This is a genomic window from Mycolicibacterium rutilum (assembly GCF_900108565.1).
Lineage (GTDB): Bacteria > Actinomycetota > Actinomycetes > Mycobacteriales > Mycobacteriaceae > Mycobacterium > Mycobacterium rutilum.
This window is the reverse complement of the sequence record NZ_LT629971.1, coordinates 427,960-449,346: the sequence shown is the minus strand read 5'-3', so window position 1 is coordinate 449,346 and position 21,387 is coordinate 427,960. Positions and strand designations below refer to the sequence as shown.

Below are 21,387 nucleotides of genomic sequence, written 5' to 3'. Positions count from 1 at the left end.
AGTCAGTACAGCCGCTCGCGGGTCTTGGCCTCGCTGTAGTAGTCCTCGAGCTCGGCTTGGCTCCAGTCGTTGCGAAGCGCCTTGAGCAGCTGCGCGACGCTCGGCAGCGCCGACGGATTCCACGTCGACGGGTCCCAGGCATCTGATCGCAGAAAAGCCTTGGCGCAGTGGAAGAACACCTCTTCGATCGCGACCTCGAGCGCGAGCAGCGGCCGCTTGCCCTTGACGGCCAGTGCGTCGAAATAGTCGGCGTCGGCAAGGATTCGCGCCGTGCCGTTGATCCGCAGCGTGTCGCCGCGGCCCGGAATCAGGAACAGTGTGCCGACGCGTGGGTTCTGCAACACGTTGAGGTACCCGTCGACGCGTTTGTTGCCGGGCCGCTCGGGGATCGCGATCGTGGTGTCGTCGATAACGTGCACGAAACCGGGCGGATCACCCTTCGGGGATACGTCGACGCGGCCGTCGGCGTCTGTGGTGGCGACGAAACCCAGCGGCGAGTGCGCGAGCCAGTCGCGCTGCACCGGCGAAAGCCGGTCCTTGACCTTGTTCGCCACGTACTCGTCGGGCTGTCCGACGATGGCGCGCAACTCGTCGACGGTGCTGACTTCACGGCGCATCGCTCCATCATGGCCGACAGCTCAGCGGTGTGGGTTAGGTCCCTCGGGGGCCGGGTAGCCGATCGGCGGAGGTGAGTGCAATGGTACACCATGTCGAAGTGGACCCCGGGCTGTGGGAGGAATTCCACCGGGTCGTCAACATGACCTCGCGTGAGCTGATGGACTGGCTGCGCACCCGGTCGGCGGCCGAAGACACCGAGGAGATGCCCGACCAGGCGGGCACCCAGACCGGGCGCGCGGTGCTCGACATCCTGCAGAAGCGCCGCGTCGACCTGACCGACGAGGACGAACGCGTGATGCGCAAGGTCGTCGACCGCATCCACGCCGAGCGTCGCGACGACCTCGAGCCCACCGCGGGCCAGGAGAACTGGCGCCACCGGCTCATGACCATCGGCCACGATCCGCTCAAGCCGGCCCCGTAGCGAACCGCGCGGCCAGCGCCCGACGGTCGAGCTTGCCGATGCCACGCCGCGGCAGGTCCTCGACGACGTGGATCTCGCGCGGCGCCGCCGTCGCGTCCAGCCGGGCGCCGACGTGCTCGCGCAGCTCGGCGACCGTCGGCGCCGCGCATCCCGGCGCCAGCACCAGCGCCGCGACCACCCGCTGACCCAGCCGGTCGTCCTGCACGCCGAACACCGCGCACGCCGCGACCGCCGGATGCGAATCCAACGCGGACTCGACCAGGTGCGGCATGACGGTCAGCCCGCCGGTGCTGATCGCGTCGTCGGCGCGGCCCAGCACCGTCAACCGGCCGTCCGCGTCGACGGAGCCGACGTCGTCGGTGCGGAACCAGCCCGGCTCGGCGAACGGGTCCGGCCGCACCGGATTGCGGTAACCCTTCGCGACGGTGGGCCCACCCAGCACGATCCGCTGGTCGACGATGCGCACCCGCACCCCGTCGAGCGGCATCCCGTCGTACACACATCCGCCGGCGGTCTCGCTCATACCGTAGGTACGTACGACGGGAATCCGCGCAGCTGAAGCTCTTTCAGCGATCCCGGCAGGAAGCGGCCCGCCGCCGATCAGCACCGCGTCCAGCTCCGCCAGCGCCGCCGTCGCCTCCGCGTCGCGCAGTGCCTTCTCGAGCTGCACGGCCACCAGCGAGGCATAGCGGCGTCCCGGCCCCATCGATCGCACAGCCGAAACCAGTTCGGCCGCCGAGAAATTCGGCACAATCGCCACCGGAGTGCTATCGGCGACGACGCTGCGCACCAGCACCTGCAGGCCCGCGACGTGATAGCCCGCCAACGCCAGCAGCCACCGGCCGGGCCCGCCGAGCCGGCGGTGGGTCGCCTCGGCGCTGGCGGTCAGCGCCGCCGCGGTCAGCATCGCACCCTTCGGGGTGCCGGTGGTGCCCGACGTCGACACGACCACCGCGACGTCGTCGTCGATCGGCTCACCGACCCGCAACGCCGTTGTAAGCGTGCTGGATTCGTCGTCGGCGGGTACCGGGAGCACCGCCGCCCGGCCGGCGAGCATCTGCCGCACGACCGGCAGGACCTCCAGCGCGGCGGCGCCGGACCCGACCGCGACAGGGCGCAGGACGGCTATGGGTTCTCCTCGGGGTCGCGCGGGTCGTCGAGCGGCCAGCCCCGCACGGCCAGCCGCGCCCGCACCCGCTCCACATCGGCCGGGGTCGGCAGCGCGTCGGTGAGCGCTGTGATCAGCACCCCGATGTCGGCGTCGTCGAACTCGCCGCCACGGTTCAACTCCAGCGCGACGGTGCGCACCTCATCGTCGGTGAGCCGCCGGCGCAACAGCGAGAACAGCGGCACCCGATCCGGTCCCGGGACCCCTTCGGGATAACCGGCGGTGATCCACGCGACGATCTTCGCGAGAAATTTCGTCACCGTGCCCTCTCCGCGTGTCGCACCGGGTCCGTATGCCCCCGATTGCATGATGCTAATGCGCCTCCCGGTGAGGCGAAGTCAGCGCGACAGGCGAACGTCGCGCCGACGCTGGATGAACAGTTGATGAACACATTGCCCGAACAGGCAAAATGCCTGCTCGACACGCAGTCCGAACGTGGCCATGGATTAGGTGGAACGCCCGGTATGGCAGCAGAATTAGCGCCGTGACCGCAGAGTTGATCATCCTCGTGCTGTTGATCGCAACCGCACTGGCTTTCGACTTCACCAACGGCTTTCACGACACCGGCAACGCCATGGCCACGTCCATCGCCACCGGGGCGCTCAAGCCCAAGACCGCCGTGCTGCTCGCCGGCGTCCTCAACCTCGTCGGTGCGTTCCTCTCGGTCGAGGTCGCCGTGACGGTCACCACATCGGTGCTCAAGGTCCAGGACGGCAAGACCGGCGCACTGCTGCCGACGATCGACGCCTCGACCGGACTGACCATCATCTTCGCCGGCCTCATCGGCGGCATCCTGTGGAACCTGCTGACCTGGCTGTTCGGCATCCCGTCGAGCTCTTCGCACGCCCTGTTCGGCGGCCTGATCGGCGCCGGCCTGGCCGCGCTGGGCACCGCGGGCGTCAACTGGAGCGGCATCACCCAGAAGGTGCTCATCCCCGCGGTCGCCGCGCCGGTGATCGCCGGGCTGGTGGCCGGCTGCGGCACCTGGATGGTCTACCGGATCACCCGCAACGTCGTCGAACACCGCCGCAAGCAGGGGTTCCGCTGGGGTCAGATCGCGACGGCCTCGCTCGTCGCGCTCTCGCACGGCACCAACGACGCGCAGAAGACGATGGGCGTGATCGCGCTCGCACTCATCACCACCGGCCACCTCAGCGGTGACGTCAAAGAGGCCGGGCTGCCGTTCTGGATCATCTTCAGCTGCGCGGTCGCCATCGGTCTGGGCACCTACCTCGGCGGCTGGCGGGTCATCCGCACCCTGGGCAAGGGTCTCGTCGAGATCGAGTCGCCGCAGGGCTTCGCGGCCGAAGCGTCCTCGGCGGCAATCATTCTCAGCTCCAGCGCCGCGGGTATGGCGCTGTCCACCACGCATGTGGCGACCGGATCGATCCTGGGCAGCGGTGTCGGCAAGCCCGGCGCCGAGGTGCGCTGGGCGGTCGCGGGCCGGATGGCCGTCGCGTGGTTGATCACACTGCCCGCCGCCGGCCTGGTCGGCGCCCTGTCCTACTGGCTGGCGCATGGGGTCGAGACGGTCACCGGCTCCGCGCTCGCCGGAGACGGCCTGATCTTCCTCGTGCTGGTCGCGTTGTCGGCGTACATGTGGTGGCGCGCCCAGCAGCAGAAGGTCGACCACCGCAACGTCAACGCCGACTGGGACGACGACACCAACTCCGTGCTGCCCGCCGATCTGCACGAGCCGGCCAGGACGCCGGCGACGGTTTAAAGGACGATCGATGACGTATCTGGAAAGCATCCTCAAGGTTCTGGTCATCGGACTGGTGCTGGGCGCCGGGCTGCCCGCGCTGTTCGCGACGGGGCTGCTGGCGTTCTCCAACGGCGAGTCCGCCGACGGCACCGCGACCGCCCGCCCGGTCAGCCGCTACGTCGGGGTGGCGCTGTTCGTGTTCGTCGGCTGGGTGATCCTCACCGCGGTGCTGTGGATCACCAGGGCGACGATCATCCACCACACCGGGATCGACCTGTTCCCCTTCATGCCCGCGAAATGAGCACGGCGACACCATGACCGAGAACTTCAGCGTCTTCGACAACATCCTGTCCTGGCTGCGGCGCGGCTATCCCGAAGGGGTGCCGCCCAAGGACTACTTCCCGCTGCTGGCGCTGTTGAAGCGCTCGCTGACCGAGGATGACGTCGTCAAGGCCGCGCAGACTGTGCTCAAGGGCGCGACGGCCGACACCGTCACCGAGGACGAGATCCGCGCCGCGATCCATCAGGTCACCGCGCAGGAACCCAATCCCGAGGAGATGCATCAGGTCGCGTCGCGCCTGGCGTCGGTCGGCTGGCCGCTGGCGGCCCCCGCGCGCTGAGTCGTCAGCGCCGGGTGTCGCGCCGCAGCGGATGGTCCTCGGGCACCTGCACGAAGATCAGCTGCACGCCGTCGGGATCGGTCACGTGCATCTCGTGCAGCCCCCACGGCTCCTCCCGCGCCTCGCGCGCGATCGGCACACCGCGGCCGGCGAGTTCGTTCTCGGTGGCGTAGACGTCGCGGACCTGCAGCCACATCGTGCCGCCGGCCCGCGGGCCCCCGTGGCCGGCGAGCTCGATGAGGGACTGGCCGGCGTAGAAGACGGTGCCCGCACCGTAGTCGCGCGCGATCGCCAGGCCGAGCTCGTCGCGGTAGAACGTCAACGAGCGCTGGTAATCCGCCGGCCGGATCAGCATCCGGCTGGCCAGTATCTCCATGACCTCGTGTCTATCACGCCGGCTCAGCCGATCCGGCGCCCGACACCTTCCCAGTACGGCTCGCGCAGCGCGCGCTTGAGCACCTTGCCGCTCGGCGTGCGCGGCAGGGTGTCGGTGAACACCACCGACTTCGGTAGTTTGTAGCCGGCGAGCCGCTCGCGGGCGTAGGCGATGAGCTCGGCCGCGGCCGGGGACGTGCCGGTGGCGGGGACGACGATCGCCGTCACCGCCTCGCCCCAGGTGGCGTCGGGCACGCCGATCACCGCGACGTCGCCCACGTCGGGATGGGTCATCAGCGCGTTCTCGACCTCGGTCGGGTACACGTTCTCGCCGCCGGAGACGATCATGTCCTTGACGCGGTCCTGCAGGAACACATGACCCGCGTCGTCGACGTAACCGGCGTCGCCGGTCCTGAGCCAGCCGTCGGCGGTGAGGGTGGCCGTCGTCGCGTCGGGGTTGTTCCAGTAGCCGCGCATGTTCTGCCGGGAGCGGGTCCAGAGCTCCCCGACGGTGCCGGGCGGCAGGTCGCGTCCCGCGTCGTCGACGATCCGAATCTCGACCCACGGGAACGGTTTTCCGCACGACCGCAACAGTTCCGGGCGATGCTCGTCGAGCTGGGTGATCGAGCCGGTGGTCTCGGTCTGCCCGTACACCTGCAGCAGATCGCAGTTGAACCGCGCCAGCGCGCGCACCAGCACGTCGTCGGTGATGGGGGAGGCCCCGTAGACGATCGCGCGCAGGGCGGAGAAGTCCGTGGACTCGACGCCGGGGGTGTCGAGCAGCCGCTGGATCACGACGGGCACCAGCAGCATGTTCGTGATGCCGTGCCGCGCAACGGCTTGCAGGATCGCCGCCGGATCGACGTCCCGCAGCACGACGGTGCGCGCGCCCTCGCACAGCCCGACCAGCGCCCAGCCGGAGCCGGCCATGTGGAACATCGGCATCACAGCCAGGCTGACGCTGTCGGCGTCGAACCGCCACCGCTCGGCGATGCCGGTGGCCTTACAGAAGTAGTTGTCGTTGGTGAGCATGACGCCCTTGGGGGCGCCGGTGGTGCCCGAGGTGTACATCAGGAACGCGACGTCATCGGGTTGCGTTGTGACACAGGGGTCGTCGGCTGGATGGCCGGCGATCCAGTCGTCGTAACCCGGCCAGCGCGGATGGTCGCCGACGGCGACGACGGCGCAGGTCAGCTCGTCCTCGATCGCCTCGACGTGGCCGGAGAACTCGGTGCCGACGACCACCACCCGGGCGTCGGAGTCACGCAGGATGTGCAGCATCTCGGCCGGTGCGAGCCGCCAGTTGACGGGCACCACGATCGCGCCGAGTTTGGACAGGGCGCAGACGATCTCGAAGAACTCGACGCCGTTCTTCTCGATGAACGCGACCCGGTCGCCGAACCCGACACCCGCGGCGCGGAACGCCTGCGCGGCGCGGCTGGAACGGGCGTCGAGATCGGCGAACGTCACGGTGCGCTCACCGGCGATCAGGGCGGTGGCCTCGGGCCGCTCGGCGCCGAAGACGCGCGCGATGTCGGCGATCGTGGCGATGTCGGGATGCGGCATATCAGGAGTTCGGCTGCACACGTTGACGTTTCATGACAGCGTCGACGACCGCGGGCGCGAAGCTGTTGAGCACCTGGGCGCTGACCGCGACCCGCGGCGCGATCCGCACCGGCCGGGTCCGCGCCGCGGTGACCATCCAGTCGGCGGCCTCGGCGGCGTCCAGCCCCGGCACGTTGTCGTAGGCGCGGGTCGGCGCGATCATCGGCGTGCGCACCAGCGGATAGAACAGTGTCGTCGAGTGGACGCCGCCGGCGCTCCACTCGGTTTCGATGACGCGGCTCACCGCGGTCAGCGCCGCCTTCGACGCGTTGTAGACCGCGAACAGCGGGGACGACTCGCTGAGCACACCCCAGGTCGACACGTTGATGATGTGGCCGTCGTGCCGCTCGCGCATGCCCGGCGCGAGTGCGCGGATCAGCCGCAGCGGCGAGTAGTAGTTCAGCGTCATGGTCCGCTCGACGTCGTGCCAGCGCTCCAGCGAGTCGGCCAGCGGTCTGCGGATCGAGCGGCCCGCGTTGTTGATCAGGATGTCCACACCGCCGAGCTCGTCGGTGACCCGGGCGGCGAGTTCGTCGACCGCATCGAGGTCGGACAGGTCGCAGGCGTGCGCCCGCGCGTTCCCGCCGTCGGAGGTTATGCGGTCGACCAGCGCGTCGAGCAGCTCCTGGCGCCGTGCGACGACCACGACCGTCGCGCCGCGGCGGGCGAACTTCGCCGCGGCCGCCTCGCCGATGCCCGACGACGCCCCGGTCAGCAGGATGCGCTTGCCCCGCAGGTCGACGACGTCGCGGCCGGGCTGGTACTGCAGCAGCTCGGGCACCACCGGCGGACGCATGGTGGTCAGTACCAGCTGGTCGGCCAACCGCCGCAACGGGCTTTTGCTCACGAGCGGTGAGTCTAGGTGAGCGATTTGTGAGTGAAAACGTTCGCTCACCGATCGAAATCACTCACAAATCGCCCGCACGCTAGGCGACGAGGCGCTCGCTGAGCTCCCACAGCCGCCGGGCCGCGTCCGGGTCCACGGCGTAGGACGCGACACCGACCCAGGTGTGGAACCCGGGGCCGAACTCGAGGTTGATCGGCTCGGCGTCCTCCTCGAGTGGGGCAATGTCGTTGTTCTGCAGGTAGACCCCGCCGACGTCAGCGAGCAGCGGGCTGGTGGCGGCGAAAACCGTTGTCGACGCGCCCTGTTCGGGTGTCTTGAGGTCGTTGTCCGGGTCGATGATCGGCACGCCGTCGGCGTCGATCATGCCCATCGCCCTGCGGTGTTCGAGGTCGTACGACGGGGCGAGGTTGGTGGTGGCGATGCCGCCGGGGTGCAGCGCGTACCCGCGGATACCGTCGCCCGCCCAGCGGCGATCGAGTTCGACGGCGAACAGCACGTTGGCGGTCTTGGACTGCCCGTATGCCGCCAGGCCGTGGTAGTCACGCTCGAAATGCGGGTCATCCCAGCGGATGTCGGACATGTGATGGCCGAACGACGAGAGTGAGACGACGCGTGCGCCGTTCGCCGCGCGCAGGGCGGGCAGCAGGGCGTTGGTCAGCTGGAAGTGGCCGAGGTGGTTGGTCGCGAACTGGGACTCGTAGCCGCGCGCGTCGCGGACCAGGTCGCCGCCCATGATCCCGGCGTTGTTGACCAGGATGTGCAGCGCGCGCCCGGAGTCGCGATAGCGGGTCGCGAAGGCGTCGATCGACTTGGGATCGACGAGGTCGAGCTGGTCGACCTCGACGCCGGCGATGCCCGACAGCGCCGCCTTGGCGGTGTCCGGGTTGCGGCTGGCGACCAGCACCGAAGCGCCGGCGCCGGCCAGCGCGCGGGTGGTCTCCAGGCCGAGGCCGACATGGCCCGCCGTGACGATGACGTTGCGGCCCGACAGGTCGACGCCGGCGAGGACGTCGGTCGTCGTCGAGGCTGCGGTGAATCCGGTTCCGAGAGGGTGCTGTTTGTTGGTCATGCCGTTTACAACGCGGGGAGGCCGGACGACTTATGGTTGTGAGTCCGCATTTTCTGCGCGATAGTACGGACATGGTCAGTGATCCGCTGTCGAGCGTCTTCGATCTCATCGAGGTCCGGGGCCTGGTGTCGGGCGGGTTCGTCGTGCGAGGCGACTGGATCACCCGGTTCGATCTCCACGTTCCGCTCAAGTTCGCAGGCATGGTCGCGGGCCGCGCCCGGCTGTGGGCCGACGACATGCGCGAACCGATCACCCTCGAGACCGGCGACGTCGTGATCCTCAACGGCTGCAAGCGGCTGGTGGCCCAGGGCGGGCCCGGCACCGCGCAGCCGACGGAGTTCACCACCAACGACGCCGAGGAGCTGGTGCACATCGACGGTGCGGACCTCGTCGACGGCGACGTGATGCTCGGCGGGCACGTCGAGGTCAATCCGGCGGGTGAGGCGCTGCTGCGCAGCGCGCTGCCCAAGATCGGCCATGTGCGCGCGTCGGCGACCGAGGCGCCCGCCCTGCACGCGATCATGCGCCGGCTGGTCGACGAGGTCACCGCCGACCGCGTCGGCGCCACCTTCGCCGCCCGCCAGTACGGTCAGCTGCTGTTGCTGGAGCTGCTGCGGGCGTTCCTCGCGCAGACCGACGAGCTGCCGCCGGGCTGGCTACGGCTGCTGACCGACGAGCGGCTGCGGCCGGCGGTCGAGTCGATCCACGCCGAACCGGGAAAGCCGTGGCAGCTGCAGGATCTGGCGCGCGCATCGGCGATGTCGCGGACGTCGTTCGCCGAGCGGTTCCGTGCGGTCGCCGGTGTGCCGCCGCTGGCCTACGTCAACGGCTGGCGGATGCAGCTGGCGCGACACGCGCTGCGACGCGGTGACACGCGCATCGGTCCGCTGGCGATCGAGCTGGGGTACACGTCGGAGAGCGCCTTCAGCAACGCCTTCAAACGGGAGGTCGGAATGTCGCCGCTGCGCTACCGTGCCTCGCTTCAGAAGTAACGCGGGAACGAGCTCCAGTCGGGGTCGCGTTTCTCGAGGAACGCGTCGCGGCCCTCGACCGCCTCGTCGGTCATGTACGCCAGCCGCGTTGCCTCCCCGGCGAACAACTGCTGGCCCACCAACCCGTCGTCGGTCAGGTTGAACGCGTACTTGAGCATCCGAATCGCCTGCGGCGACTTGCCGTTGATCTCCGCGGCCCACTGCAGCGCAACGGTTTCCAGCTCGGCGTGGTCGACGACGGCGTTGACCGCGCCCATCGCATGCATCTGCTCGGCGGTGTACGCGCGGCCGAGGAAGAAGATCTCGCGGGCGAACTTCTGGCCGACCTGCTTGGCCAGATACGCGCTGCCGTATCCGCCGTCGAAGCTGCCGACGTCGGCGTCGGTCTGCTTGAACCGCGCGTGCTCGCGGCTGGCCAGCGTCAGGTCGCACACCGCGTGCAGGCTGTGCCCGCCGCCGGCCGCCCACCCGTTGACCAGACAGATCACCGGTTTGGGCATGAACCGGATCAGCCGCTGCACCTCGAGGATGTGCAGCCGCCCGGCACGCGCCGGATCGACGGTCTCGGCGGTCTCACCCGACGCGTACTGGTACCCGCTGCGGCCGCGGATCCGCTGGTCCCCGCCGGAGCAGAACGCCCAGCCGCCGTCCTTGGGGGACGGCCCGTTGCCGGTCAGCAGCACCACGCCGACGCCCGAGGACATCCGCGCGTGGTCGAGCACCCGGTACAACTCGTCGACGGTGTGCGGGCGGAACGCGTTGCGCACCTCGGGCCGGTCGAACGCCACCCGCACCGTGGGCTGCGCGACGCCGTCGACGACGTGGCGGTGGTAGGTGATGTCGGTCAGCTCAAAGCCCTCGACGGGCTGCCACACCGACGGGTCAAAAGGGTTGTCGCTCATGGGGAAACCTCATCAATACGGAAGACGGGGCAGCGTCCGGCGAGTGCCTCGAACTCATCGGGGTTGGGGCCGGTGACCAGTCCCGCGTTCTTGATGAAGTCCACGCCGGTGGGCACCTTCTCCGGGAACTGGCGCAGCAGGGGGCGCGCCTCGTCGGGCGGCAGCTCGACCATCCGCACTCGCTCGCTGCGACGGCCGATGTGCAGCGTCGCCTCGCCGGCGGCGCGGACGTTGGCGGCCCAGTCCGATCCGGGCACCCCGCCGACGACGTAGCGCTGCCCTTCGACGACCATCGGCGTGACCGGGGTCTTGCGCGGTTTGCCGCTCTTGCGGCCGCGGACCTCGAGCACGACGGGCCCCTTCTCGCCGAGGACACCGACCTTCTGCAGGCCGATCATCACCTTGTTGACGTACTTCAGCCACCAGGGCAAGCGAATGTCGGACATGGCCTCGAAACTACTCGACGCGCGCGCTCACACCGCCACACCGTGCAGTGCCAGCGCAGCGCGCAGCCCATCGGGTCGCTCGGTGGTCGGCGTCGGGTCGACGAGCGCGAATGCGCAGCCCACCGCGCGGGCGCCGCCGTCGGCCTCGTCGCTGTCGCCGACCATCAGCGCGCGTTCGGCAGGCACACCCAGCCGCGTCAGCGCGGTCGTGAAGATCGCCGCGTGCGGTTTGACCGCACCGACCTCGAACGACAGCACGAACTCGTCGACGCACTCGGCCACCCCGACGGAGGCGAACGCGGGCCGCACGTCGAACGCGATGTTGCTCACCACCGCGGTCTTGACGCCGTGGGCCCGCAGACCGCGCAGCACGTCGGCGGTGTCGGGGTACGGCGTCCAGTTCAGCGGGTCGACCATCAGGCCGTACAGCGACTCGGCGTGCTCGTCGGCGAGTCCGGACTCGCGCAGCACGTGCAGGTAGGCCTCGCGGTGCAGGTGCGGCGCCAGGTCGCGGTTGACCCAGGCGTGGTGGGCCTCGGGACCCATGGCGACCTGCTGGCCCGTCGGCGCGGTCATCCGCCGCATCAGCTCGGCCTGCACATGCCCGTCGACCTCGCGGTCGTCGACGTGCATACCGTGAAACCAGCTCTCGTCCTCCTCGAGACGGAACAATGTGCCGGAGAAGTCGAACAGCACCGCGTCGATTGCACCCATGGCGCCCACCCTAGCTGCGGACGCGGGCGACCTTGTCCAGCAGCACTTCTCGTTCGCGCTCGTTGTCGGTCATGGCTGCGGCGCGGGTGAACTCGTCGGCCGCCTCGTCGTCGCGGCCGAGCCGGGCGAGCAGTTCGCCGCGCACGCTGGGCAGCAGGTAGGACCCGTCGAGACCGGTCAGCCCGTCGACTATGCACAGCCCGGCTGCCGGGCCGTCGTCCATCGCCACGGCCACCGCGCGGTTGAGCTGCACCACCGGCGACGGCGACACCTGCACCAGCCCGTCGTAGAGCGTCACTATCCGCGACCAGTCGGTGTCGGCGGCGCTCGGCGCGGTGGCGTGGCACTCGGCGATCGCGGCCTGCAGCGCGTACGCACCCCAGCCGCTGCCCTTGCGGCGCACCGCGTTTGCCGCGCGTTCGAGGGCGGCGACGCCGCGCTGGATCTGCGCGCGGTCCCAGCGGGCGCGGTTCTGGTCCTCCAGCAGCACCGGCCTGCCGTCGTCGTCGGTGCGCGCGGCGAACCGCGACGACTGGAATTCCATCAGCGCGACCAGCCCGTGCACCTCTGGTTCGTCGGGCACCAGCGACGCGAGCACGCGGCCGAGTCGCAGTGCCTCCGTGCACAGTTCGTCGCGGATCCAGCGCTGCCCGGACGACGCCGAGTACCCCTCGCTGTAGATCAGGTAGATCACGCTGAGCACCGCCGACAGCCGCTGCGAATACTCGCCGGGGTCGGGCACCTCGAATGCGGCGTCGGCCGCCGACAGCGCCTTCTTCGCGCGGGTGATCCGCGCCGCGATCGTCGGGGTCGACGCCAGGAACGCGCGGGCGATCTCCTCGGTGGTGAGCCCGCCGACCACTCGCAGCGTCAGCGCGATCTGCGCTTCGCGCGACAGCACCGGGTGCGCGGCGATGAAGATCAGCCGCAGCACGTCGTCGTCGATGCGGTCGGGATCCCACGACTCGTCGACATGGGTCTCGAGGTCCCGGGCCAGCGCGGCGTACTTGGCGTCGAGGTTCTCCTGCCGTCGCCAGTGGTCGATCGCCTTGCGCTTGGCGACGGTCGTCAGCCAGGCGCCCGCGTTGCGCGGCACCCCCGACGCCGGCCACTGCTCGAGCGCGTCGACGAGCGCGTCGGCCGCCAGATCCTCGGCCAGCCCGACATCACCGACCACGCGGGTCAGCGTCGCGACGATCTTCGCGGCCTCCATGCGCCACACCGCGTCGACGGTCTGCTGGATGTCCGCCACCCGCTCATGCTGCCGAGCACGCGCAAATTGCTCAACTTCCCCGGCGTGTCGGGTCTCTTTGCGTCTGTTCGCGCAGCAGAGTGGACAGCTATGACGCACAGGTTCGTGACCGCGTACCGGGAGGGCCGCAAGGCGTTCCCGCACACGCTCGCCAACCCGTATGCGGGACTGGGGGACCGGGTCGCGGCGCGGATGTGGCGGCTGGGCTGGCAGCGCGCCGCCGACGAGCTGCACGGCATTCCCAGCGAACAGGAGCGGCTCGATCGGTTCGCCGCCGAGATCGATGCCCTCCTGGACTGACCGCCTCGACGCGCTGCGCAGCACCGGTCGGCGGGTGATCCTCGGCATCACCGGCCCGCCGGGCGCGGGCAAGACGACGCTCGCCGAGCAGATCGCGGCCGGAGTCGACGGTGCGGTCCATCTGCCGATGGACGGCTTCCACCTCGCCGACGTCGAACTGCGGCGGCTCGGGCGTCTCGACCGCAAGGGCGCCATAGACACCTTCGATGGATACGGCTATCTCGCTGTGCTGCAACGCATTCGGACGCAAACGACGGAAACCGTCTACGCGCCGGCGTTCGACCGCGTGATCGAACAGCCGATCGCGGGCGCCATCGCCGTCACGCCCGACGTCCGCCTGGTCGTCACCGAGGGCAATTACCTGCTCGACGACGACGATCCGTGGCCCGCGGTCCGCGCCTCGCTCGACGAGGTGTGGTTCGTCGACCTCGCCGCCGCCGAGCGCCGTCGCCGCCTCGTGGCCCGCCACATCGAGTTCGGCAAGTCACCCGAACAGGCCGAGGCGTGGGTCGACGCCGTCGACGAGCCGAACGCCGAACGCGTTGCCGCACTGAAGGGCAACGCCGACTGGGTGCTCGGCCTCTAGCACGCTCAGCCGACGGCGCGGTCCGAGCCGGCCCAGAACTGCGCGCGCACCGCCTTCTTGTCGGGCTTGCCCAGCGCGGTCACCGGCACCGAGTCGACGACGATCACCTGCTTGGGCGACTGCACGGAACCCTTGCGCTCCTTGACCGCGGCCTGGATCTCGGACGTCATCTGCGCGACGGCCTCCTCGGAGCGGGAGGCGTCGGGGCGCAGCACCACCACCGCGGTCACCGCCTCGCCCCACTTCTCGTCGGGCGTGCCGATCACGCACACCTGCGCGACCGAAGGGTGTTCGGCGACAACGTCTTCCACCTCACGCGGGAAGACGTTGAAGCCGCCGGTGACGATCATGTCCTTGGTGCGGTCGACGATGTAGTAGAAGCCGTCCTCATCCTCGCGGGCCAGGTCGCCGGTGTGCATCCAACCGTCCCGGAACGTCTCGGCCGTCGCCTCGGGCTTGTTCCAGTACCCGCCGGACACCAGCGGCCCCGACACGCAGATCTCGCCGACCTCACCCTGCGGCACCCGATTGCCCTCGGCGTCCAGCAGCGCGACCCGCGCGAACACGGTCGGCCGCCCGCACGACGTCAGCCGCTTCTCGTCGTGGTCGCCCTTGGCCAGGTACGTGATCACCATCGGCGCCTCGGACTGGCCGTAGTACTGCGCGAAGATCGGGCCGAACCGGTCGATCGCCTCGCGCAGCCGCACCGGGTTCATCGCCGAGGCGCCGTAGTAGACCGTCTCCAGCGACGACAGATCGCGGGTCCGCGAATCCGGGTGATCCATCAGCGCGTAGATCATCGACGGCACCAGCATCGTCGCGGTGATCTTCTGCTCTTCGATCACCCGCAGCACCTCGGCCGGGTCGAACTTGGTGAGCACCACCAACTCGCCGCCCTTGATGATCGTCGGCACGAAGAACGCCGCGCCGGCGTGCGAGAGCGGCGTGCACATCAGGAACTTCGGCCGTTGCGGCCACTCCCACTCGGCGAGCTGGATGGTCGTCATCGTGGTGATCGACTGCACGGTGCCGATCACGCCCTTCGGCTTGCCGGTGGTGCCGCCGGTGTAGGCCATTCCGCCGACGTGATCGGGCGGCAGGTCGGCGGCCACCAGGGGCTGCGGCGAATACTTCGCGGCCTCGGCCGTCAGGTCGACGCCGACGCCCTCCAGCTCCGGCGGCACCGGCCCGATGGTCAGCACCTGCTTGAGCGCGGGCACCTTCTGCAGCAGTCCCTGCGCCCGTTCGACGAACATCGGGTTGGGGTCGATGATCAGCGACGTGACCCCGGCGTCGTTGAGCACGTACGCGTGGTCGTCGAGAGAACCGAGAGGGTGTAGTGCGGTGCGGCGGTAGCCCTGGGTCTGGCCGGCGCCGATGATCATCAACACCTCGGGCCGGTTCAGCGACAGCAGGCCGGTCGCCGTGCCGGACCCCGCGCCGAGCGCCTCGAACGCCTGAACGTACTGGCTGATGCGGTCGGCGAGCTCGCCGCCGGTCAACGTGGTGTCGCCGAGGAACAGCACCGGCTTGTCCTTGTTGCGCTTCAGCGCTCCCACCGTGAGGTGGCCGGAGTGGATGGGATGGCGCAGCAGGGCATCACTCATGGCCACCAGACTAGAACGTGTTCCAGTTCCAGTCACCAAGTCCCCGGAATCTCGATCGGCTGTCCCTTGACCGGTGCTCACCCGAGGTCCACTGTTTCGGGTAGGCCGAACGAGTCCGGGGAGGGCTTCCGATGAGCGTCGACGACGAGCCCGTCACCACGCTGGACGACCTGAAGGGCGATCTGGCGCGCCGACACAAGTTCGCGCCCAGCGGCGGCGCCTCGGTGGACCCCGCGATCGTCGAGGCCGACATGGCAGCCCTGGACCGCGACGGCTACCTCGTCTTCGACAACCTGCTCGACGCCGACGAGTGCCGGCAGATCAAGGAGACGGTCGCGCCGTGGCTGGTGCATCCCGGGCGCAATGCCTTCGAGGGCAGGCACACCCAGCGCGTCTACAGCCTGCTGAGCCGGACGCGGATCTGCGACCGGCTGGTCGATCATCCGCGGGTGCTGGCGGTGCTCGACCGGCTGCTGATGGACAACTATCTGCTGTCCGCGTTGCAGGCCATCAACATCCAACCCGGCGAGTCCGCGCAACTGACCCATCATGACGACGGCTTCTACCCGATCCCGCGGCCACGCGATCCGCTGGCCGCCGCGACGATCTGGGCGATCGACGACTTCACCGCCGACAACGGCGCCACCGTGCTCTACCCGGGCAGCCACCGCTGGGGCAGGCGTCGGCCGGGACCCGCCGATGCCGCGATGCCGGTCGTCATGCCCGCCGGGTCCTGCGTGTTCTTCGTCGGCACGCTGTGGCACGGCGGCGGCGCGAACACCAGCGGCAGCGCCCGGCTCGCCGTCACCGCGCAGTACTGCCAGCCGTGGCTGCGCCCGATGGAGGCGTTCACGCTGTCGATATCCCGCGACACCGCGCGCGAGGTCTCCGACGACATCCGGCGCATGATCGGCTACAGCATCCATCCGCCGTTCGTCGGGGCCGTCGACGGTCTGCACCCGTTGCGGCTGCTGGACCGGTGAGCACGAAACAGCGGCTGCGCGAAGCGATCCTGGAGTTGTCGCGCGAACGCGGCCCGGACAAGACAATCTGCCCGTCCGACGCCGCCCGCGCGGTCGGCGGTGCGGACTGGCGTGACCTGATGGACGACGCCCGCGCCACCGCGCGCGACCTCGCGCGTCGCGGCGACGTCGAGATCTCCCAGAAAGGCGAGGTGCTCGACCCCGACGCGACTTGGCGCGGACCCATCCGGATCCGCGCCAAGTAGCGGCGGCTCAGGCCAGCTTGTCGGCCTCGGCGCGGGCCTGCGCCGCGATCTTCTCGGCGAGCTCGGCCTTCCACTGGATCTCCTTCTTGATCCACGGATTGTCCATCGGGAAATCGCTGGTCTCCGAGACCCGTCGCACCTCGACCTTGACGCCCTTGCCCAGCGGGATCTTGCGCGCCCACTGCTTGGCCTCCTCCTTGGAGGACACCTCGATCATCCAGAACCCGTTGAACAGCTCCTTGGCCTCGGTGTACGGGCCGTCGGTGATGACGGGCGGGTCGGAGTCGAAGTCGACGACGAAACCCTCCTCGGGCCCGGTCAAGCCCTCACCGGCCAGCAGCACACCGGCCTTGACGAGTTCCTCGTTGAACCGGCCCATCTGCTCGATGACCTCGTTGAAGTCGATGTCGGCCTCGGCGAACTCGGCCGCAGCCTCGGGGGCCACCCGCATGATCAGCATGTAACGCGCCATCGGTCTGTCTCCTTTTTTCACGGTGTCGGGGCTCGATCTTTCGCGCCCTCACCACTACGTCGAACGGGATCCCACAGAATTCGACACGGGCCGCAGACTTTTTTCATCGGAGAACCCAAGACCGACCGGCGGCGGCTGCCAAGATGGCCGGGTGCCTGCCGCTGACCTGGTCCTGCGCGGAACCATCCTGACCGTCGACGAGAAGCTGCCGACCGCCGAGGCGCTCGCGGTGTCCGGCGGCCGCATCGTCGCGGTCGGCGCCCGCAGCGACGTCGACACCTGGATCGGCCCGGACACCGAGGTCCACGACATCGACGGCTGCGTGCTGCCCGGACTCGTCGAGGCGCACGGCCATCCGCTGATGGAGGCGATCGTGCTGTCCGACCGGATGGTCGACATCCGGCCGGTCACGCTGCCCGACGCCGACCTCGTCGTCGCCGCCATCACCGCCGAAGTCGGTATCCGCGGCGCCGAGGGTGCCTACCTCAACGGCTGGGATCCGCTGCTGCAGAACGGTTTACCCGAACCGACCCTGGACTGGCTCGACCGGATCGCGCCCGACAGCCCGCTGGTGATCGTGCACAACTCCGGCCACAAGGCGTTCTTCAACAGCGCCGCCGCGCGCCGCTTCAACCTCACCCGCGACACCCCCGATCCCAAGGGCGCGCGCTACGGCCGCGACGCCGACGGCGACCTCGACGGCACCGCCGAGGAGACCGCCGCGGTGTTCAGCCTGCTGGCCGGTGTCATCAACCCCGCCGACTATCCGGCGATGCTGCACGCCGAACTGCGCCGACTCAACCAGGTCGGGTTGACGACGTGCTCGGAGATGGCGTTCGATCCGGTCTTCCGCCCGGTGGTCGACCAACTGCGCGGCGACCTGACCGTGCGGCTGCGGGTCTACGAGATCTCCAACGCGCAGATGCACACCGACGCGACCCCGGACAACGGTGACGACCTGTTCCGTCAGGTCGGCATCAAGATCTGGGTCGACGGCTCACCGTGGATCGGCAACATCGACCTGTCGTTCCCGTACCTGGACACCGACGCCACCCGCACCATCGGCGTCGCACCCGGCTCGTGCGGCCACGCCAACTACACCCGCGAACAGCTCACCGAGATCGTGCACGCCTACTTCCCGAACGGCTGGCCGATGGCCTGCCACGTGCAGGGCGACGCCGGGGTGGACACCATCCTCGACGTCTACGAGGACGCGTTGCGGCGCTGGCCGCGCGAGGATCACCGGCTGCGGCTCGAACACGTCGGCGCCATCCGCGACGACCAACTGCGGCGCGCCCACGATCTCGGGGTCACCTGCAGCCTGTTCGTCGACCAGATCCACTACTGGGGCGACATCATCGTCGACGGCTTGTTCGGCGCCGAACACGGAAACCGTTGGATGCCTTGTGGATCCGCGGTCGCCACCGGTATGCGGATCTCGCTGCACAACGATCCGCCGGTCACTCCGGAGGAGCCGCTGCGCAACATCGCCGTCGCCGCCACCCGCACCGCGCCCAGCGGCCGGGTGATCGGGCCGGAGCAGCGGATCTCGGTCGAGCAGGCGATCCGGGCGCAGACCCTCGATGCCGCCTACCAGTTGTTCGCCGACGACGTGATCGGTTCGCTGGAGGTGGGCAAGTACGCCGACATGGTGGTGCTGTCGGCCGACCCGCGGACCGTGCCGCCGGAGGACATCGCCGATCTCGACGTGCGGTCCACGTTCCTGGCCGGGCGAAAGGTGTACTCGCAAGGCTACTGACAGGCAGCACGCCGCTCGCTAGGCTCGCCCCATGTCGAACCCGCCTGAGCCGCAGTTCCTCGATGAACGGCTCGCGTACTGGGCCGAAACCAAGCCCGACAGCGAAGCGATGACCTACTTCGAGCGCACCTGGACGTGGGCCGAGTGGAACGACCGGGTGCGCCGGCTGGCGGGTGCCCTGCAGCAGCGCGGTATCAAGCGCGGCGACGTGGTGTCCTTTCTGGACATGAACCACCCGGCATGCGTCGAGCTGACGCTCGCGGCGGCGTCGCTGGGTGCGGCGAACGCGATCTTCAACTTCCGGTTGGCCGCCGACGAACTCGACTACGTCATCAACGATTCCGGCGCCAAGCTGATGATTGTCGGACGTGATTTCGCGCCGACGATCGACAAGATCCGCGACCGGCTGACCGCCGTCGAGGAGATCATCCTGCTCACTCCCGAGGGTGGTGACGGCGACGAGTACGAGGCGCTGCTGGCCGCGTCGGAACCGGTGGGACGCGACGACGACGTCACGCCCGACGACGTCGCGATCATCATGTACTCCTCGGGCACGACGGGACGTCCCAAGGGCGTGCAGATCACCCAGGCCAACCTCATCGCGCACACCATCAACGCCCACCACGCGTGGACGTTCGACGAGGGCGACAAGAACATGGTGTCCATGCCGCTGTTCCACGTCGGCGGATCGTCCTATGTGCAGTTCGGCATCTACGACGGGATGCCGTCGGTGATGACCCGCGAGGTCGACGGGGCGTCGCTGGCCGGCGCGATCCTCAAGGGGGCCAACCGCACCTTCCTGGTGCCCGCCGTGCTGGCCAAGGTGCTCGAGGCCGGCGAGGACGCGGTCAAGCTGTTCGGTGCGCTCAAGACGTTCGTGTACGGGGCGTCGCCGATGCCGCTGCCCCTGCTGCGCGCCGCGCTGAAGGCTTGGCCCAACACCGATTTCATCCAGGTCTACGGTCTGACCGAGGTGTGCGGGGTGATCAGCCAGCTGCTGGCTGAGGACCACCGCTCGGGCACCGAGGAACGATTGGTCAGCGCGGGGCGGGTCATCCCGAACGCCGAGGTGCGGGTGGTCGATCCCGACACGCTCGAGGACGTGCCGACCGGCCAGCAGGGTGAATTGTGGTTCCGCACACCGCAGTTGATGAAGGGCTACCACAACAGGCCGGAGGCGACCGCGGAGGCGATCACCGCCGACGGCTGGTTTCGCACCGGTGACATCGGCCGCATCGACTCCGAGGGTTACATCTTCGTCGAGGACCGGCTCAAGGACATGATCATCTCGGGCGGGGAGAACATCTACTCGATCGAGGTCGAGCGGGTCGTCGCCGAGCATCCGGCCGTGGTCGACGTCGCGGTGATCGGGGTGCCCGACGACAAGTGGGGCGAGGTCGTCAAGGCCGTGGTCTCCGTGGAGGGCGAGGCCACCGAGGACGAGATCATCACGTGGTGCCGCGAGCGGCTGGCGTCCTACAAGTGCCCCAAGAGCGTCGACATCACCGACGAGCTGCCCCGCAACCCGACCGGCAAGATCCTGAAAAAGGACCTGCGCAAACCGTATTGGGACGGCCGCGACCGCGCGACGGTGTAGCTAGGCGCTCACCGCGACGGCGATCTCGTTGCGGCGCCGGAACGGCAGCGTCCACGGCGGGTCATAGAACCAGGCCTGGGGCGCACCCGTGGGCTCGATGTCGTTGGCGCGCAGCACCTCGAGCAGTTCGGCGGTATGTGACTCGACGGTGCGCGGGCTGCGGTCGCCGCTGAAGCGCAGCACCGCCACCGTCTCGCCGGGGACCGGGACCAGCCGCACGGCGTCGTCGTCGGGGGCGGGCAGCGTGTCCATGGTCCACTTCGACGGCATGTAGAACCGGATGGTGGAGCGGTGCCCGTCGCGGCTCTGGGTGACCGGCGCCGTCATCGCGATCGTGTCGCTCTGGGTGACCGGCGCGGTCATCGCGATCGACTCGTTGCGGTGGTTGGCGCCGAAGATGTAGCCGGCCAGGCGGCGGAACCCGATGTTGCGGGCGCGTTCCTCGTCGGCCTCGACCGTGGTCTCGGCCGCGATCCGCGGGCCGTATCGGCGGATCTGCACGCGGCCGGTCAGCTCCGTCGACAGGTAGTGCGGTTCCTCGGTGCCGACGCGGATGCCGACGAGCGACAGCACGCCCTCGACGGTCTGGCGGGGGATCTCGAAGAGCTTCATCGGCGGTTCAGTAACCAGATGTGCGAGGACAGCACGGTCGCGAACGCACACCACAGCGGATACAGCGCCAGCGGTGCTGCGGCCTTACCGCGCGCCGCGGTGGCGCGGCGGGTCAGATCGGCGCTGCTGGCGGCCAGCACGCCGGCGGCCACCGCGGCGGTGCCCAGTCGGCGCTGGTTGAAGAACAGCCACGACCAGCTGGCGTTGAGCACCAGGTTCGCGCCGAGGGCGGCGATGTAGCGCCGCCGCTCCTCGGTGCGTCCCTGGCGTTCCAGCTCGTCGAGCGTCGATGCCGACACCGTCGCGATGTCGGCGTAGAGCGCGTTCCACACAATCGGAAACACTTGCCGCGGAGGTTGATACGGCGGTTTGCGCAACCGCTTGAACCACCCGGACTGTGCGGGCCTGCTGGCCAGCCCGCCGACGACCCCGGTGGCCAGCACGGCCGCCGCCGATGGGATCAGCGTCTTCGATTGCACGGAAAATCTCTCC

26 protein-coding genes are annotated in these 21,387 nt (G+C 69.4%); 11 read left to right on the top strand and 15 right to left on the bottom strand.

The window, feature by feature from the left end:
- Nucleotides 1–2 precede the first annotated feature (2 nt).
- Nucleotides 3–617, bottom strand: a complete 615-nt coding sequence (locus BLW81_RS02140) for a pyridoxamine 5'-phosphate oxidase family protein (RefSeq protein WP_083405768.1) — start codon at nt 615–617, stop codon at nt 3–5.
- A gap of 80 nt (nt 618–697) precedes the next feature.
- Between BLW81_RS02140 and BLW81_RS02135 the strand changes: the two genes are divergently transcribed.
- Nucleotides 698–1,039: a DUF3140 domain-containing protein gene (locus BLW81_RS02135; RefSeq protein ID WP_083405767.1), complete on the top strand. Its 342-nt coding sequence runs from the start codon at nt 698–700 to the stop codon at nt 1,037–1,039.
- On the opposite strand, the gene menE is transcribed toward BLW81_RS02135, so the two are convergent.
- Complete coding sequence (gene menE / locus BLW81_RS02130) at nt 1,023–2,114, bottom strand: o-succinylbenzoate--CoA ligase (RefSeq protein WP_268875605.1); 1,092 nt, start codon at nt 2,112–2,114, stop codon at nt 1,023–1,025. The genes BLW81_RS02135 and menE overlap by 17 nt on opposite strands.
- A gap of 50 nt (nt 2,115–2,164) precedes the next feature.
- Nucleotides 2,165–2,467 (bottom strand): DUF3349 domain-containing protein, encoded by a 303-nt coding sequence (locus tag BLW81_RS02125; RefSeq protein WP_083405765.1) that lies wholly within the window; start codon nt 2,465–2,467, stop codon nt 2,165–2,167.
- A 224-nt stretch (nt 2,468–2,691) separates the two neighbouring features.
- On the opposite strand from BLW81_RS02125, the gene BLW81_RS02120 reads away from it, so the two are divergent.
- Genes BLW81_RS02120 through BLW81_RS02110 form a run of 3 tightly spaced genes read left to right on the top strand, consistent with a single transcriptional unit; the run spans nt 2,692 to nt 4,532 of the window.
- Nucleotides 2,692–3,930: an inorganic phosphate transporter gene (locus tag BLW81_RS02120; protein WP_083405764.1), complete on the top strand. Its 1,239-nt coding sequence runs from the start codon at nt 2,692–2,694 to the stop codon at nt 3,928–3,930.
- Between the two features lie 10 nt (nt 3,931–3,940).
- Complete coding sequence (locus BLW81_RS02115; protein ID WP_083405763.1) at nt 3,941–4,213, top strand: hypothetical protein; 273 nt, start codon at nt 3,941–3,943, stop codon at nt 4,211–4,213.
- Between the two features lie 13 nt (nt 4,214–4,226).
- Nucleotides 4,227–4,532, top strand: coding sequence for a DUF3349 domain-containing protein (locus BLW81_RS02110; RefSeq protein WP_083405762.1), 306 nt, complete (start codon nt 4,227–4,229; stop codon nt 4,530–4,532).
- Nucleotides 4,533–4,536: 4 nt separating this feature from the next.
- Here the strand turns inward: BLW81_RS02110 and BLW81_RS02105 are convergent, their stop codons facing one another.
- The 4 genes from BLW81_RS02105 to BLW81_RS02090 all read right to left on the bottom strand — a co-directional run bounded on the left by BLW81_RS02105 (nt 4,537) and on the right by BLW81_RS02090 (nt 8,428).
- Nucleotides 4,537–4,908, bottom strand: coding sequence for a VOC family protein (locus BLW81_RS02105; RefSeq protein ID WP_083405761.1), 372 nt, complete (start codon nt 4,906–4,908; stop codon nt 4,537–4,539).
- A gap of 23 nt (nt 4,909–4,931) precedes the next feature.
- The gene (locus BLW81_RS02100; RefSeq protein ID WP_083405760.1) at nt 4,932–6,473 is read right to left on the bottom strand and encodes a long-chain-fatty-acid--CoA ligase; all 1,542 of its coding nucleotides are present in this window, start codon (nt 6,471–6,473) and stop codon (nt 4,932–4,934) included.
- A gap of 1 nt (nt 6,474) precedes the next feature.
- Nucleotides 6,475–7,359, bottom strand: coding sequence for an SDR family oxidoreductase (locus tag BLW81_RS02095; RefSeq protein WP_083405759.1), 885 nt, complete (start codon nt 7,357–7,359; stop codon nt 6,475–6,477).
- 79 nt (nt 7,360–7,438) lie between these two features.
- Nucleotides 7,439–8,428, bottom strand: coding sequence for an SDR family NAD(P)-dependent oxidoreductase (locus tag BLW81_RS02090; protein ID WP_083405758.1), 990 nt, complete (start codon nt 8,426–8,428; stop codon nt 7,439–7,441).
- Nucleotides 8,429–8,499: 71 nt separating this feature from the next.
- On the opposite strand from BLW81_RS02090, the gene BLW81_RS02085 reads away from it, so the two are divergent.
- Complete coding sequence (locus tag BLW81_RS02085) at nt 8,500–9,420, top strand: AraC family transcriptional regulator (protein ID WP_083405757.1); 921 nt, start codon at nt 8,500–8,502, stop codon at nt 9,418–9,420.
- Here the strand turns inward: BLW81_RS02085 and BLW81_RS02080 are convergent.
- Genes BLW81_RS02080 through BLW81_RS02065 form a run of 4 tightly spaced genes read right to left on the bottom strand, consistent with a single transcriptional unit; the run spans nt 9,411 to nt 12,695 of the window.
- A complete protein-coding gene (locus BLW81_RS02080) occupies nt 9,411–10,322 on the bottom strand; it encodes a 1,4-dihydroxy-2-naphthoyl-CoA synthase (RefSeq protein WP_083405756.1) in 912 nt (303 codons plus the stop codon). The genes BLW81_RS02085 and BLW81_RS02080 overlap by 10 nt on opposite strands.
- A complete protein-coding gene (locus BLW81_RS02075; RefSeq protein ID WP_083405755.1) occupies nt 10,319–10,768 on the bottom strand; it encodes a nitroreductase family deazaflavin-dependent oxidoreductase in 450 nt (149 codons plus the stop codon). Before BLW81_RS02075 ends, BLW81_RS02080 begins: the two co-directional genes overlap by 4 nt.
- A 27-nt stretch (nt 10,769–10,795) precedes the next feature.
- A complete protein-coding gene (locus tag BLW81_RS02070) occupies nt 10,796–11,482 on the bottom strand; it encodes an HAD family hydrolase (protein ID WP_083410267.1) in 687 nt (228 codons plus the stop codon).
- 10 nt (nt 11,483–11,492) lie between these two features.
- Nucleotides 11,493–12,695, bottom strand: a complete 1,203-nt coding sequence (locus tag BLW81_RS02065; RefSeq protein WP_083410266.1) for an RNA polymerase sigma factor — start codon at nt 12,693–12,695, stop codon at nt 11,493–11,495.
- A gap of 129 nt (nt 12,696–12,824) precedes the next feature.
- Here BLW81_RS02065 and BLW81_RS02060 point away from each other — a divergent pair, with 129 nt between their 5' ends.
- Nucleotides 12,825–13,034: a ribosome modulation factor gene (locus BLW81_RS02060; RefSeq protein ID WP_083405754.1), complete on the top strand. Its 210-nt coding sequence runs from the start codon at nt 12,825–12,827 to the stop codon at nt 13,032–13,034.
- Nucleotides 13,018–13,620 carry a nucleoside/nucleotide kinase family protein gene (locus BLW81_RS02055; protein ID WP_083405753.1) on the top strand — a complete coding sequence of 201 codons (603 nt, stop codon included), beginning with the start codon at nt 13,018–13,020 and terminating at the stop codon, nt 13,618–13,620. The genes BLW81_RS02060 and BLW81_RS02055 overlap by 17 nt, the downstream gene beginning before the upstream one ends.
- A gap of 5 nt (nt 13,621–13,625) precedes the next feature.
- Here the strand turns inward: BLW81_RS02055 and fadD8 are convergent, their stop codons facing one another.
- Complete coding sequence (fadD8, locus tag BLW81_RS02050) at nt 13,626–15,227, bottom strand: fatty-acid--CoA ligase FadD8 (RefSeq protein WP_083405752.1); 1,602 nt, start codon at nt 15,225–15,227, stop codon at nt 13,626–13,628.
- A 131-nt stretch (nt 15,228–15,358) separates the two neighbouring features.
- Here fadD8 and BLW81_RS02045 point away from each other — a divergent pair, with 131 nt between their 5' ends.
- The gene (locus BLW81_RS02045) at nt 15,359–16,210 is read left to right on the top strand and encodes a phytanoyl-CoA dioxygenase family protein (protein ID WP_083405751.1); all 852 of its coding nucleotides are present in this window, start codon (nt 15,359–15,361) and stop codon (nt 16,208–16,210) included.
- Entirely contained in the window at nt 16,207–16,455 is a 249-nt protein-coding gene (locus BLW81_RS02040; RefSeq protein WP_083405750.1) for a DUF3253 domain-containing protein, read from the top strand. The genes BLW81_RS02045 and BLW81_RS02040 overlap by 4 nt, the downstream gene beginning before the upstream one ends.
- 7 nt (nt 16,456–16,462) lie before the next feature.
- Here the strand turns inward: BLW81_RS02040 and BLW81_RS02035 are convergent, their stop codons facing one another.
- Nucleotides 16,463–16,927: a YciI family protein gene (locus BLW81_RS02035; protein ID WP_083405749.1), complete on the bottom strand. Its 465-nt coding sequence runs from the start codon at nt 16,925–16,927 to the stop codon at nt 16,463–16,465.
- Nucleotides 16,928–17,078: 151 nt separating this feature from the next.
- On the opposite strand from BLW81_RS02035, the gene BLW81_RS02030 reads away from it, so the two are divergent.
- A complete protein-coding gene (locus tag BLW81_RS02030) occupies nt 17,079–18,686 on the top strand; it encodes an amidohydrolase (RefSeq protein ID WP_083405748.1) in 1,608 nt (535 codons plus the stop codon).
- Nucleotides 18,687–18,717: 31 nt separating this feature from the next.
- A complete protein-coding gene (locus BLW81_RS02025; RefSeq protein ID WP_083405747.1) occupies nt 18,718–20,283 on the top strand; it encodes a long-chain-fatty-acid--CoA ligase in 1,566 nt (521 codons plus the stop codon).
- Here the strand turns inward: BLW81_RS02025 and BLW81_RS02020 are convergent, their stop codons facing one another.
- Together BLW81_RS02020 and BLW81_RS02015 are read right to left on the bottom strand one after the other, a co-directional pair.
- A complete protein-coding gene (locus BLW81_RS02020) occupies nt 20,284–20,895 on the bottom strand; it encodes an SOUL family heme-binding protein (RefSeq protein ID WP_083405746.1) in 612 nt (203 codons plus the stop codon).
- The gene (locus tag BLW81_RS02015; protein ID WP_083405745.1) at nt 20,892–21,374 is read right to left on the bottom strand and encodes a TspO/MBR family protein; all 483 of its coding nucleotides are present in this window, start codon (nt 21,372–21,374) and stop codon (nt 20,892–20,894) included. Before BLW81_RS02015 ends, BLW81_RS02020 begins: the two co-directional genes overlap by 4 nt.
- Between the last annotated feature and the right edge of the window lie 13 nt (nt 21,375–21,387).